Origin of the sequence: Phyllobacterium endophyticum (assembly GCF_003010935.1) — a bacterium.
Lineage (GTDB): Bacteria > Pseudomonadota > Alphaproteobacteria > Rhizobiales > Rhizobiaceae > Phyllobacterium > Phyllobacterium endophyticum.
In genome coordinates, this window is the sequence record NZ_PGGN01000002.1 from 20,173 (window position 1) to 33,705 (window position 13,533).

At 56.4% G+C, this 13,533-nt stretch carries 11 protein-coding genes; 4 read left to right on the top strand and 7 right to left on the bottom strand.

From position 1 onward, the window contains the following. The gene (cbiB, locus tag CU100_RS07975) at positions 1 to 981 is read left to right on the top strand and encodes an adenosylcobinamide-phosphate synthase CbiB (RefSeq protein ID WP_106716083.1); all 981 of its coding nucleotides are present in this window, start codon (positions 1 to 3) and stop codon (positions 979 to 981) included. A 4-nt stretch (positions 982 to 985) separates the two neighbouring features. Here cbiB and CU100_RS07980 read toward each other — a convergent pair whose 3' ends face one another. From CU100_RS07980 to CU100_RS07995, 4 genes are read right to left on the bottom strand one after another with little or no spacing between them, the layout of a single operon-like run. Continuing rightward, complete coding sequence (locus tag CU100_RS07980; RefSeq protein WP_106716084.1) at positions 986 to 1,825, bottom strand: ABC transporter permease; 840 nt, start codon at positions 1,823 to 1,825, stop codon at positions 986 to 988. Next, positions 1,822 to 2,769, bottom strand: a complete 948-nt coding sequence (locus CU100_RS07985) for an ABC transporter permease (protein WP_106716085.1) — start codon at positions 2,767 to 2,769, stop codon at positions 1,822 to 1,824. The genes CU100_RS07980 and CU100_RS07985 overlap by 4 nt, the downstream gene beginning before the upstream one ends. A gap of 31 nt (positions 2,770 to 2,800) precedes the next feature. Then, positions 2,801 to 4,276: an ABC transporter substrate-binding protein gene (locus CU100_RS07990; protein WP_106716086.1), complete on the bottom strand. Its 1,476-nt coding sequence runs from the start codon at positions 4,274 to 4,276 to the stop codon at positions 2,801 to 2,803. Positions 4,277 to 4,301: 25 nt separating this feature from the next. Next, positions 4,302 to 5,573, bottom strand: coding sequence for an acetylornithine deacetylase/succinyl-diaminopimelate desuccinylase family protein (locus tag CU100_RS07995; protein WP_106716087.1), 1,272 nt, complete (start codon positions 5,571 to 5,573; stop codon positions 4,302 to 4,304). A 159-nt stretch (positions 5,574 to 5,732) separates the two neighbouring features. Here CU100_RS07995 and CU100_RS08000 point away from each other — a divergent pair, with 159 nt between their 5' ends. Genes CU100_RS08000 through CU100_RS08010 form a run of 3 tightly spaced genes read left to right on the top strand, consistent with a single transcriptional unit; the run spans position 5,733 to position 10,261 of the window. Continuing rightward, entirely contained in the window at positions 5,733 to 8,588 is a 2,856-nt protein-coding gene (locus CU100_RS08000) for a molybdopterin oxidoreductase family protein (protein WP_106716088.1), read from the top strand. Next, positions 8,585 to 9,352 (top strand): 4Fe-4S dicluster domain-containing protein, encoded by a 768-nt coding sequence (locus CU100_RS08005; protein WP_106717160.1) that lies wholly within the window; start codon positions 8,585 to 8,587, stop codon positions 9,350 to 9,352. Before CU100_RS08000 ends, CU100_RS08005 begins: the two co-directional genes overlap by 4 nt. A gap of 3 nt (positions 9,353 to 9,355) precedes the next feature. Continuing rightward, complete coding sequence (locus tag CU100_RS08010; protein WP_106716089.1) at positions 9,356 to 10,261, top strand: dimethyl sulfoxide reductase anchor subunit family protein; 906 nt, start codon at positions 9,356 to 9,358, stop codon at positions 10,259 to 10,261. Here the strand turns inward: CU100_RS08010 and CU100_RS08015 are convergent. Genes CU100_RS08015 through CU100_RS08025 form a run of 3 tightly spaced genes read right to left on the bottom strand, consistent with a single transcriptional unit; the run spans position 10,258 to position 13,529 of the window. Continuing rightward, positions 10,258 to 11,190: a lipid A biosynthesis lauroyl acyltransferase gene (locus CU100_RS08015; protein ID WP_106716090.1), complete on the bottom strand. Its 933-nt coding sequence runs from the start codon at positions 11,188 to 11,190 to the stop codon at positions 10,258 to 10,260. The two genes, CU100_RS08010 and CU100_RS08015, sit on opposite strands and share 4 nt — an antisense overlap. A gap of 6 nt (positions 11,191 to 11,196) precedes the next feature. Continuing rightward, positions 11,197 to 12,225 carry a zinc-binding dehydrogenase gene (locus tag CU100_RS08020; protein ID WP_106716091.1) on the bottom strand — a complete coding sequence of 343 codons (1,029 nt, stop codon included), beginning with the start codon at positions 12,223 to 12,225 and terminating at the stop codon, positions 11,197 to 11,199. A 26-nt stretch (positions 12,226 to 12,251) separates the two neighbouring features. Then, on the bottom strand, positions 12,252 to 13,529 hold the full coding sequence (locus CU100_RS08025; protein ID WP_106716092.1) for a beta-ketoacyl-ACP synthase: 1,278 nt from the start codon (positions 13,527 to 13,529) through the stop codon (positions 12,252 to 12,254). Between the last annotated feature and the right edge of the window lie 4 nt (positions 13,530 to 13,533).

Genomic DNA, 13,533 nt, shown 5'->3' on the forward strand with positions numbered 1-13,533 from the left:
ATGGAAACCAACCTTTTGATTCTATTCCTTGCACTGCTCGCCGATCGCTTCTTCGGCGACCCGGATGGCCTGTGGCAGAAGGTTCCTCACCCCGTGTTCTTATTCGGCAAAGCAATCGACTTCGCCGACCAGCAATTCAACAATGCGGGCAAGCCAGACGATGAGAGGCGCCGCGATGGTTTTCTCGCAATGCTGGGTTTGCTGGTGCTCGCGGGGGCGATCGGCCTGCTCGTGCATTTGGCGCTGGGAACAATCCAGCCATTTGGCGGACTGATAGAGGCGCTCATCGTTGCAGTATTCTTGGCACAGAAGAGCCTCGGCGATCACGTCGGGCGTGTTGCCATGGCATTGCGCGATGAGGGTATCGTTGGTGCTCGCCGCGCAGTTTCCATGATTGTAGGGCGCGACCCGGAAGTGCTCGATCATGCCGGCGTAAGCCGTGCTGCCATTGAAAGCCTCGCGGAAAACACCTCCGATGGCATCATAGCGCCGGCATTCTGGTACGTACTTCTGGGCCTTCCCGGTCTTCTTGCCTACAAGATGCTGAACACGGCCGATTCAATGATCGGCCATATGAATGATCGGCATCGCGATTTCGGCCGGTTCGCAGCCAAGCTCGACGACGTTGCCAACTGGATTCCGGCGAGATTGACGGGCCTTCTGATTTCGGCCGCCGCCTGGATCGTCCACGGCCATGACGCGGCTCGGAGATCATTCAATGTAATGATGCGGGATGCGCGATTACATCGCTCGCCCAATGCTGGTTGGCCTGAGGCCGCAATGGCGGGTGCTTTAGAAGTAGCGCTCGCAGGGCCGCGCATCTATGGAGGTGTCGTTGCCAATGAACCATTGCTCAACGGGGCAGGGCGCCGCGACGCGGGAGCCGAAAACATTGAAGAAGCGCTGGATATTTTCAACGTGACGACCGGAATCTTCACCGCTACGATCTTTGTGCTCTTTCTTATCGGGCTGCTTTTCTAGTTCTTCATTCGAACTTCGGGTCAAGAACGTCACGCAATCCATCGCCGAGCAAATTAAGTCCGAGGACAGTTATGACGATGGCAAGACCGGGGAAGAGTGCCATATGTGGCGCTATGCTGATCATTGTCTGGGCTTCGAAAAGCATGCGCCCCCAACTTGGCATTGGCGGCTGAGAACCAAGCCCGACATAGGACAGACCCGCCTCGGCAAGGATACCGAGAGAAAACTGAATAGTTCCTTGCACGATGAGGAGGGGCGCCACGTTGGGCAGGATGTGATCAAGTGTGATACGCGCAGTGCTCTTGCCGACAGCACTTGCTGCAATGACGAACTCCCGAGGCCAAAGCGATAAAGCCGCGGCGCGGGCGACGCGGGCAAAAACCGGAATGTTGAAGATCCCGATGGCAACGATGGCGTTAATGGTGCCAGGGCCGAAGACTGCTGTAATCATGACCGCCGACAGCAGCGCCGGAAAAGCAAAGACCAAATCGTTGAAACGCACCAGTACCTCGTCAACGAAGCTGCCACTTGCAGCGCCCCACAGCCCAAGCGGAACGCCGATACCAGCGCCGATCGCAACCGAGATAAAAGCCACAGCGATCGAATTGCGGCTTCCGATCATGATCATGGAAAGTATATCACGACCGAAATGATCCGTGCCCAGCCAGTGCGTAGCCGAGGGAGGCTTTAACTTGCCCGCGATATCGAACGCCCCGACCGGATAGGGTGTCCAGACGAATGAGACCAACGCCGCCAGTGCGATAGCGCCAGTGATAATCAGACCAATAAAGAAAGATCTGTTTGAGAGTGCTTTTCCGACGCTTGTCTGCCACGCAATGTTCATTGTTGGCTCCTCAAACGAGGATCGACTATCGCATAGGATAGATCGACCAGCAGATTGACGATGATCACAGTTGCGACGAGCAGCATCACGACGCCCTCGACCACGATCAGGTCGCGCTGCGTGATGGCCTGAAACACCAAGCGTCCCAGACCGGGCAGGTAGAAGACATTCTCGATGATGATAGTACCGGCTAGCAGGAAGGCAAATTGCAGGCCTAGGATTGTCAATACTGGAATGAGTGCATTGCGAAGGGCATGCCGATACAAGATCTGGCGTTTGCTGAGGCCTTTGGCTCGAGCCGTGCGGATATAGTCCTCGCCAAGTACGTCCAGCAAGGCGGAGCGAGTGATGCGGGCCAATATTGCTGCCTGGGGCAGGGCGAGTGCGATCGATGGAAGTATCAGTGACTTCAATCCCGCACCGAGGCCGGCATTCCAGCCAGGGAACCCACCGGCCGGCAGGAGTCGCAATGTTACCGCGAACACATACACCAATAGCAACGCAAACCAGAAGCTTGGTATGGCAACACCAATCTGCGCGATACCCATTGTTGCCGTATCGGAGAGCTTGCCACGGTTAGACGCGGTAAACATACCAACGGGAATGGCGATCAAAGTGGACATTGCCAAGGAGGCAAGGGCGAGCGGCAATGAAACTGCGACGCGCTCCGTGATAAGGTCAAAGACCGGAACCGAGTATGTATAGGACCTGCCGAGATCTCCGCCAAGAAGGCCCCCGAGCCAGCTGAGGTAACGCAATAGCAATGGTTGATTTAGTCCCATCTGCTCTTGCAGGGCACGGACGGCGTCATCGGTGGCATTCATCCCCAACATGAGCCGCGCAGGATCGCCCGGCACAACTTCAAGCACCGCGAATACAATGATAGACGCAGCGAGTAGCGTGAGGATGCCGATCATCGTTCGCTTTGCAAAATAGCTTAGCATTGGGTCAGAACACCAGCCCGCATCAGTTGGTTCATTTCACAGCGGTCAGATCATTGGCCTGGATCGGGCCGTTTTCCCAAAGCCCTTCAACCTTCGCGTCCCAGATGCCGGTCTTCGGGAGTTGGAACAGAAAAGCTGCAGGTACGTCATTCGCCAATACCTTCTGTGCCTGCTTGTAGAGTTCGGTGCGCTTCGATCCATCCGAGACGGCGTCTATTTGTTTGACGAGTTCCTTGAACGCGAGATTGTCATAGTTGAAGTAGTAGTCATCATCGCGGGCAAAGATATTCAGATCGTTAGGCTCGGTATGCGAAACGATCGTCAGGTCATAGTCCCTGTTCTTGAAAACCTGATCCAGCCACTGGGCCCATTCAACGGGTATGATCTCTGCCTCAATGCCGATTTCGCGCAGCTCGGCAGCGATAATCTCACCGCCGCGCCGGGCATAGGTAGGCGGCGGAAGCTTCAATGTTGTCTTGAACCCATCTGCATGACCTGCCTCGGCAAGCAGCTTCTTGGCAAGCTGCGGATCATAGTTGGTTTCGGACGTCAGATCGACATAGGATGGATGATGTGGCGGAAAAAATGAGCCGATCGGTGTTCCGAGACCGAACATGGCGCCATCGATCAACGTTTTGCGGTCAATGGCATGGGCAATAGCTTGTCGCACCTTCAGGTTGTCAAAGGGCGGCTTCTTGTTGTTCATGCCGAGAACGGTCTCACCTTCGGTTGTCCCTATGACAACCTTGAAACGCGGGTCAGCCTGAAACTGGGGAATGGTCTCGTAGCTGGGGAAGACCGGAAAAGCCTGCACATCGCCTGCCAGAAGTGCCGCCGTTGCAGCCGCCGGATCAGGGATGACGCGGAACGTGGCTTTGTCGAGCAACGCCGGTGTGCCCCAGTATACAGGATTTTTTGCAATTACGATTTGTGAACCCTTGGCCCACGAATCGAACCTGAACGGGCCCGTACCTATAGGCGTTTGCTTGTTGAGCTCTGCGCTTTCCGGAGCCACAATCACGGCATCGCCCCACCCCATATTATAAAGAAAATCGCCGCTCGGCTGTTTCAGGCTCACTTTGACCGTCAGCGGATCAACGATCTCGACTTTATCGATAGCCGCGAACAGTCCCTTTTGCGCGTTGGTGGACTTGCCATCGCGCGCGCGATCAAGCGAAAACTTGACGTCATCAGCGCCAAACGATGTGCCGTCATGGAATTTCACGTCTCGGTGCAGTTTGAATGTGTAGACCTTTCCGTCGTCCGATTTCGTCCAGCTTTCTGCAAGCGCCGGGAGCACGTCGCCTTTGGGGCCGATACGCGTCAACCCCTCGAAGATGTTGGCGTAGACGATCTCGTCAATCGCGGCCGCCGCGCCTGCCGTCGGATCGAGATGCGGCGGCTCAAGTACGATGCCAAGTACCAGGGCGGTCTTCGCTGCCAGTGAAACGGTAGACGAAAGCCACGCGATTGCGGCACTTGCAAGGGCCAACTTCCAAAACTTCATGCAACAACTCCCCAAAACTTTGCGTTCAGATCGATCCCAGAAGTAGCACTTTAAGCCCGAGCGCCATGACGTTGGCAGACTCGATCATATCCTCGATCCCGACATATTCATCGGGCCGATGCGCAAGGTCGAGTATGCCCGGGCCATAGGCGATGCAGTCATGCAAAAGTCCGATTCTCGCGATGTGTTTCTGATCGTAGGTTCCGGGTGAAATCACGTATTCCGGTTCTTTGCCAAACACGGAGCGGATACCCTCTGCAACGGCAGTGACCACCGGCGCATGGCGCTCCGTCATCAGCGGCTGCACTTCCATAATGTCGCGAATGTTGTAGTGGAACTTCGGCCTTTCCCAGCGCAGTCTGTCGAGAATCGAAATGACTTCGCGCTTCACCTCCGCGATGTCTTCTTCAAGCAGAAATCGGCGATCTATGGTCAAGCGGCAGCTATCGGACACATTGGGCGAGGGAAGCTCGGAATAATCATCAGTCTGGCCGCCATGGATGGAATTGATATTCATCGTCGAACGGCGGGCGCCTTCAGGCACCACGGGCATGCTCGTCACCTTCCGGTCAAGCGCCGGATAAAGTTCCTCTTCAAAAGCATCGAGGACGGCACCCATATGCCGGATGGCGCAATCACCCAAAAACGGCATCGATCCGTGAGCGATCTCACCCTTCGTCTCGATCTCTGCCCACCAGACACCACGGTGACCCAGGCAGATGCGGTCCTTGTTGAGTGGTTCGGGGATGATAACGTGGTCGACACGCGGCTTCGAGAAGAAGCCCTTGCTAGCAAGATAGGCAACACCTCCAAAACCGCCGGACTCCTCATCCACAGTGCCTGAAATTTCAATTGCGCCAGGAAAGTCGGGGTAGACCTCGATGAATGCCTCGGCCGCAATCATCGAGGCCGCAAGCCCACCCTTCATATCGCATGCGCCACGTCCGTAAATCTTGCCATCCCTGACAATCCCTTCGAACGGATCGACGGTCCAGCCGTCGCCGGTGTCTACAACGTCGATATGGGAATTGAAATGGACCGTCTTCCCGTGAGTACGGCCATCGAACCGGGCCACGACATTGGTGCGCGGATATCGATCGGTGTCGCCTGGTGTGCCCTCACCGCGAATCAATTGTGTCTCGAAACCGACCGACTGCAGCCGTTTAGCAAGGTATTCGGCACAAGGTGCATAGGCCTCGCCAGGCGGATTTATCGTTGGAAATCGAATCAGTTCTTGCGTCAACGTGACCAGATCGTCATGGCGTTTAGCAATGGCGCGGGAGAGCTTGTCATCCATTCGCCCATCAAATCAGCGGATATCCCGACTTGGCAAGAGGCAAGTTTTTGCGAACCTGAATGGCGATTTTCTGCGAGATGTCGTTTGTGTGTTTGGTAGTTTGGAATTGATCTTATAAAACATATTCATAGTGCATGCGATCAGCGGGGCCCGTCCAGAATGAATTCAGAACCTAACCTTGCCCTGTCGGAGCCGGTTGGTGATGAGATTCGGAAGACCACCTGCTACATGTGTGCCTGCCGTTGCGGGATCGACGTGCATTTGAAAGACGGTAAAATCCGCTATATCGAAGGCAATCGCGACCACCCTATCAACAAGGGCGTGTTGTGCGCCAAGGGGTCGGCCGGGATCATGCAGCACTATTCTCCGGCACGCCTTCGCGCGCCATTGCTGCGTGTGGGCCCGCGCGGCTCGGGTGAATTCAAGGAAATCAGTTGGGACGAGGCGCTGTCGCTTGCGGTTAACTGGTTGCAGCCTTTGCGCGAAGCCGCCCCGCACAAGCTTGCATTCTTCACTGGCCGCGATCAGAGCCAGGCATTGACGAGTTTCTGGGCGCAGAACTTTGGCTCACCAAATTATGCCGCGCATGGCGGTTTCTGCTCGGTCAACATGGCTGCCGCTGGTATCTACACGATCGGCGGTGCATTTTGGGAATTCGGTGCGCCAGATTGGGACAAGACCAAGTTGTTCGTTCTGTTCGGCGTGGCGGAGGATCATGATTCCAACCCGATAAAGATTGGCATATCCAAGCTGAAAAAGCGCGGTGCCCGGTTCGTTTCGGTCAATCCGGTTCGCACCGGCTATTCCGCGATCGCAGATAACTGGATCGGCATCAGGCCTGGCACCGACGGCTTGTTGATCCTTGCGGTCATTCACGAGCTCTTCCGCACCGGTAAGATAGATCTCGATTATCTCCAGCGCTACACGAACGCACCTTGGCTAGTAATAGAGGACGAAGGCAAGGACGATCACGGACTGTTCCTGCGTGACGATCTTGGCAAGGCATTGGTGCGCGACCGCACTTCCGGTGCGCTGGTACGTTTTGACGAACCAGGGCATGCCGCTGATCTAAATGCGGACTTCACAACGCCTGATGGCCGGAAAGTACGCAGTGTGTTGCGCTTGATGGCCGAAAAGTATCTCGATCCAAGATATGGCCCCGACGCAGTTGCCGCGGAAACCGGGATCGCCGCGACCACAATTCGTGGCTTGGCTTCGGAAATCGCTCGCGTTGCATTTGACGAAGAAATTGTAGTCCGGCAGCCGTGGACCGACATGAAGGGCGAACAGCACGAGGTGATGATAGGGCGCCCAGTGAGCTTCCACGCCATGCGTGGCATCTCCGCTCACTCGAATGGTTTCCAGTCGGCGCGCGCCTTGCACGTGCTGCAAACGATCATCGGCTCCATCGACTGCCCGGGCGGTTACCGTTACAAGCCTCCATATCCGAAGCCTGTAACGGCTCACCCAAGGCCGCACGGCAAGGCGGAACACGTGACGCCCGGCAAACCGCTCGCAGGGCCGCATCTTGGATATCCACTAGGACCCGAAGACCTGCTGGTCGATACCGAAGGCAAGCCTCAGCGGATCGACAAGGCGTTTTCCTGGGAGGCGCCGCTATCTGCCCATGGCATGATGCACATGGTTATCGCCAATGCGTGCGCCGGCGACCCCTATCCAGTGGACGTGCTGTTCCTCTACATGGCAAATATGGCCTGGAACTCGTCGATGAACACACGCGGCACGATCAGGATGCTCGAGGAGCGCGACGAGGCAACCGGCGAGTACAAAATCCCAAAGATTATCTACTCGGATGCGTATTCATCGGAAATGGTAGCTTACGCGGATCTCGTGCTGCCGGATACGACATATCTGGAGCGCCATGATTGTATCTCGTTGCTGGACCGGCCAATCTCCGAACCTGGCGCTGCGTGCGATGCCATCCGGTGGCCGGTGCTGGAGCCGGACCGCGACGTGCGGGGTTTCCAGTCCGTGCTGATCGACCTCGGAGTTCGCCTGGGGCTGCCAGGTTTCGTCGATGATGATGGTAACGCGCTGTACAAGGACTATGCCGACTACATCGTCAAACATCAGCGCAAGCCGGGTATTGGCCCGCTAGCCGGGTGGCGAGGTGCGAATGCCGAGGATGAGGGCAGGGGAACACCCAATGAGAACCAACTGAAAACGTACATCGACAATGGCGCATTCTGGATGAAGCACATCCCCGATGAAGCCCTGTATTTCAAGCATCACAACGCGGCCTATCAGCAGTTCGCGATCGACATGGGTTTCTTCGACGCGCCTCAACCGGTCACCATCCAGCTCTATGTCGAGACGCTGCAAAAGTTCCGCTTGTCGGCGCTCGGTGTTCGGCAGCCGGTGGCGCCCCAACAATACAGGAAGCGGCTGCTCGACTGTTTCGACCCATTGCCGGACTGGTATCGCCCTTTAGAGGAACAAGGCGTGGATAATTCGAAGTTTCCTTATCACGCCATCACCCAGCGGCCGATGGCAATGTACCATTCCTGGGGTTCTCAAAACGCTTGGCTGCGGCAAATCCATACCAAGAACCCGCTCTATGTCCCCGGCAAGATTTGTGATGAACTTGGGTTGATAGATGGCGACTGGGCCTGGGTGATTTCACATCATGGCCGCGTCAAATGCGAAATCGCGCGGACCGATGCTGTAAATGGCAAAACCATGTGGACATGGAACGCCATTGGCAAACGCAAAGGTGCATGGGCGCTTGATCCGACGGCGCCCGAATCAACCAAAGGTTTCCTGCTGAACCATCTCATCCACGAACTTCTGCCACCCAGAGCCGACGGGATGCGCTGGTCGAATTCCGACCCGATCACCGGACAGGCAGCCTGGTATGATTTGCGGGTGCGTATTGAAAAGGCAGAGGCGGGGGCCGGGATCAGCGAGCCGGAATTTGGTACGATCAAGCAACCCGCCAGCCAGTCGCAGCCGGTCGACGAATTGCGCTACGGGCAGGAATGGGCGCCAAAATGACCAGTCTGCCGCACAACCGTACGACAAAAAGGCTTGGACTCGTGATCGACCTCGACATATGCGTCGGTTGCCATGCCTGCGTCATCAGCTGCAAGGAGTGGAACACAGGCGGTTATGGCAATGCGCTGTCGGACCAGCATCCTTACGGCGAACAGGTTTCAGGCACCTTCCTCAATCGCATTCATACGTATGAAGTGGTTCCAGAAGGCGGTCTCGTCATTGGCGAAGCCGGCGAGGCACGCATAGTGCATTTCCCCAAATCGTGTCTGCATTGTGAGGATGCTCCCTGCGTCACCGTTTGCCCGACCGGTGCTTCTTACAAAAGGGCCGATGATGGTATTGTGCTGGTCGATGAGGACAAGTGTATCGGTTGCGGCCTTTGCGCCTGGGCTTGCTCCTATGGAGCTCGCGAGATGGATTTAGCAGCAGGCGTGATGAAGAAGTGCACCCTTTGCGTCGACCGCATCTACAACGAGACGCTGAAACAGGAGGATCGCGTGCCTTCCTGCGTCAGAACCTGCCCGGTCAACGCACGGCACTATGGTGACCTGGGCGATCCGATGTCAGACGTGTCAATCATGGTCGCAGAGCGCGGCGGTTTCGACCTCATGCCGGAGCAGGGAACGCTCCCCACGAACAAATATCTGCCACCGCGCCCGCGCACATCCTTGAGCGACAACGCGCCAATCGTTCCGTTGGCCGAAAACACCGAAGGCGCGCGGGGGTTCTTCGCCTGGCTAGACAAGACGCTGGACCGGATTTAGTTCATGCATCCAGCCACTTCGATGATTGTCTTCACAACTTTGTCAGGCATGGGATTTGGACTGGCGGTTGTTCTCGGCATTGGCTTCCTCGACCCGTCGCTGGATGCGACCACATTTGCCTATGGTACATCTCTTTTGCTGATTAGCGTGGGACTACTGGCGTCGCTGTTTCATCTGGGCAACCCAAGGCGCGCATGGCGAGCACTCAGTCAGTGGCGTTCCAGTTGGCTGTCCCGAGAAGGTGTGATGGCCATCGCCACCTTCGTGCCGCTGACGCTGAGTGCCGTACTCGCCATCTGCATGAACAGCCATGATTGGATAGTAGGATCGATAAGCATTCTTGGCGCACTTTTGACAGTCTATTGCACGTCAATGATCTACGCATCACTGAAGGCCGTTGTCTCGTGGCACACGAAGTTGACGCCTTTATGTTTCCTATTATTTTCGCTATCAGGCGGATTTTTACTGGCAAGTGCTTTCGTCAGTGAGAACGGTCTGGCTGTAAGATTATTGGCGCTTTTGTTCCTGCTGTTGGCCTTGACTGCCAAGATGGCGTGGCGCAAACGCGCTATGACAGTCAAACCAATCTCGACGCCAGAAAGTGCCACCGGCCTTGGCTTCATCGGCAGGGTACGCCTGTTTGAGCGGCCGCATAGTCTCGACAATTACCTGACCCGAGAAATGGGCTTTCGCGTTGCCCGCAAACACGCCGCGAAACTCTGGATGGTTGCACTCATCTTCGGCGCAATCCTGCCGGTGTTCGCCCTTTTGTTGGCGCTTGCGATTGGCGATGGGCTCGTCGCGCACATCGTACTTGTTACAGGTGTCATCGCGCACACAATGGGGATTTTTGTCGAGCGCTGGCTGTTTTTCGCTGAAGCCAAACATGCGGTCATGAACTACTATTAGGAGTTCCAGCGCTTGTGAAACCACATCCACTGGCCGGGATATTCGCGTACCCAGCTTTCGACCTTGTCGTTCAGCGCTTGGGCGGTGGCCGCGAGGTCGATGGCACCCTTCTCATCGCGCGGCAATTCCATTTTCTCTTCAAGCTCCAGCCGAAACCGACCGCCTGGAAGTCGTACACAGCGCGCAGGGTAAACATCGCAATCATACTGACGCGCGAGCTTTGCAAGTAGCGGGTTCGTTTTGCACGGACGATTGAAGAAGGTCGAAGGGATGCCGCGTTTGAATTTTTGATCGACCAGCATGCCGACATTGCCGTTGGTGTTGAGTACACTGGCGAGCGACCAGGCAGCGCCGGCCTTTGATGGAACCAAGTGTCCCATGTTGGTGCGGCGAGCGCCAAGGATTTTTTTTGCGACGTAGGGATTGTTCGGCGGTCGAAACAGCGCCGTGACATTCAGATCGAAGGTTGCGGCGCATATGGGCAGCAATTCGAAATTGCCGGTGTGACCCGTGAAAAATATATGTGGACGATCCTTCTCGTCGCGTATGCGTTCGAATATCTCGCGACCCTGAACCTCGATCAGGCCGGTAGTGCTGCTATGCGGGTCATAGTCGAAAATTGCATCCAGAAACACGTATTCGGCTGTGAGCCGCGCCATGTTGCCCCACATGTCTCGCGCAATGACTTGCAGTTCGGCCTCTGGTTTTTCCGGGTAGGCCTTGCGAAGATTATTCATCGCGACGCGATGGCGTCCCATCAGCGGGCCGATCTTTCGTGCGGCGGCATCGGTAAAGTCCATCGCCGCCTGCGCAGGCAGCATCCGGAGCAACCTGAGGATGCCGAAGATGACAAACGCCGATAGCCAATAGTTGAATTTCTTCAACTTCTGGCTCCAGCGGAACAGAGCTAGTTTTGTATCAAGCTTCATCCGGGATCAGCTGACGCGCAGGATGATCTTGCCGAAGACGTCCCGGCCTTCCATTCGCTTCAACGCTGTGTCGATGTCGTCGAAGCTGACTTCCGTATCGATCACCGGCTGGACAAGACCACGTGCCATCTTTTGCATCGCGTCGGCCATGTTTTCCATGCGGCAGCCAAACGAGCCGAGCAACTTCAATTGCTGCTGAAACAGCATCATGAGGTTCATGCTTGTCGAGACACCCGATGTCGAACCGCACGTAACCAACCGGCCCCCACGCCGCAACGACAACATCGAGCCAGCCCAAGTATCAGCGCCGACATGTTCAAAAACGACATCCACGCCCTTCTTCCTGGTCAGTTTCCGCACGACGCCTTCAAACCGATCTTCCCTGTAATTGATGACGTGGTCGGCGCCCAATGCCTTGGCTTTATCGATTTTGGCGTCAGAGCCGACGGTGGTGATGACTGTGCAGCCGATCTTCTTGGCAAGCTGGATTGCGGCGGAGCCGATCCCGGAACCACCTGCGTGAACCAGTATCGTTTCGCCCGGTTCCAGCTTGGCATTGTCAAAAAGCATGTGCTCGACTGTTCCGAATGTGACGGGCGCGACGGCGGCACCGATTTCATCCACGCCCGGGGGCGCAGGGACGAGCAGGCGGGCTTTAAGGTTGACTTTTTCCTGGGCGAAGCCATCCAGATGGAAACCGTGCACACCGGAAACATGTTCGCAGAGGTTGTCACGGCCTTCGCGGCAGGGCCGGCAAAGGCCACAGGTTTGGGCACCGTAGATCGAAACCAGTTGGCCAGGCAGGAGATTGCTGACGCCCGCTCCGACCGCATCGACAATGCCGGAAGCTTCCGCGCCGATCGTCAGCGGCATTTTACGCTTGGCAAAGGCCATGCCCCGCCAGCCCCATACGTCAATGTGATTGAGTGCAACAGCCCTGATATTGACGGTTACCTCGCCCGGTGGGGGTGGGGGCGGCGGCGCAATGTCGACGATCTCCAGCTTGCGGTCTTCAATCAGTTGTAGTGCACGCATATCCGTTTCCTTATTCAGGCCACGGATTAGTTCGGTTCTGCCGTCATGACAAGACACGTATTTTGTCCGCCAAAGCCAAATGAGCTTGAAAGCACCGATGAGACTCTTGCTTCGCGCTTCTCGTTCGGCACGACGTCCATGACTATTGCCGGGTCCGGGTTGTCATAGTTGATCGTCGGCGGGATTGTCCCGGTCTGGATGGTCAGTACGGAAAACACGGCTTCTATCGCACCGGCGGCAGTCAGCGTATGGCCGATCATCGACTTGTTTGATGACACTGGAAGCGATGAAATGCGGTCGCCAAACACAGTCGAGAGCGCCAGATATTCCATTTTGTCGTTTTCAGGAGTGGAGGTGCCGTGGGCGTTGACGTAGTCGATCGCGTCTTCCTTGATCCCTGCATCTTCTAGCGAGGCGCGGACCGCGCCGATCGCAGGCGAACCGTCAGGCTTGGAGCGGGTACGGTGAAAGTCGTCGGCTTTTTCACCACAACCGCGCATGATGCCGAGCACATTCGCACCACGCGAAATGGCCGATTCGAGCGATTCCATCACTAGCGCGCCCGAACCTTCGGCCATGACGAAACCATCGCGATCCTTCGAAAAGGGCTTGGCGGCTTTATGGGCCGGATCATTGTGGGTGGAAAGCGCTGATAGTAGCGAGAACCGGATCAGCGCCTCAGCCGAAACGGAACCATCGGTGCCGATGGACAAAACGCGATCGCTCTCCCCGCGCCGGATTGCTTCCACGCCCAGCTGAATCGCTGTTGCGCCAGACGCGCAAGCTGTGGACAGGGTGATTGGCAGGCCCCGCGTGCCAAATGTCTCGGCTAGCACTTCGGCGATATACCCGAATTCCGCTGTGTTGAACATCTCGGGTTGAGGCCCGCGGCGGCATGCTGCGAGCAGCAGATCATATCCCGGTTCGCCTTCAGACCTGACCAAGGCGTCGAGGGCAAAACGATTGCGCCATTCGAGCTCGACCGGTGGTGCGGCAAGGAAAAGCGGTCCGCCAAAATCGTGAATGGGAAATCCGGCTTGGGCTATCGCTTCCTCGGCCGCAAGCAAGGCAAGCTCTTGAGATAGAGCCGAGGCGCCCTCGGTGCTTTCCTCAAGGAAGTCGACCGTCCCGGCAATTTGCGTGCGCAGATTATCCAGCGCAAAACGAGTAATCGTGTGGATGCCTGACGTACCGGAAGTGAGTGCCTCCCAATTATCTTGCTTGCCTTGTCCAAGCGATGAGACAACGCCAAGTCCCGTGATGGCAACAAGTGGTCGGCCAAGATGATCAGTATATTTGGACATGAAA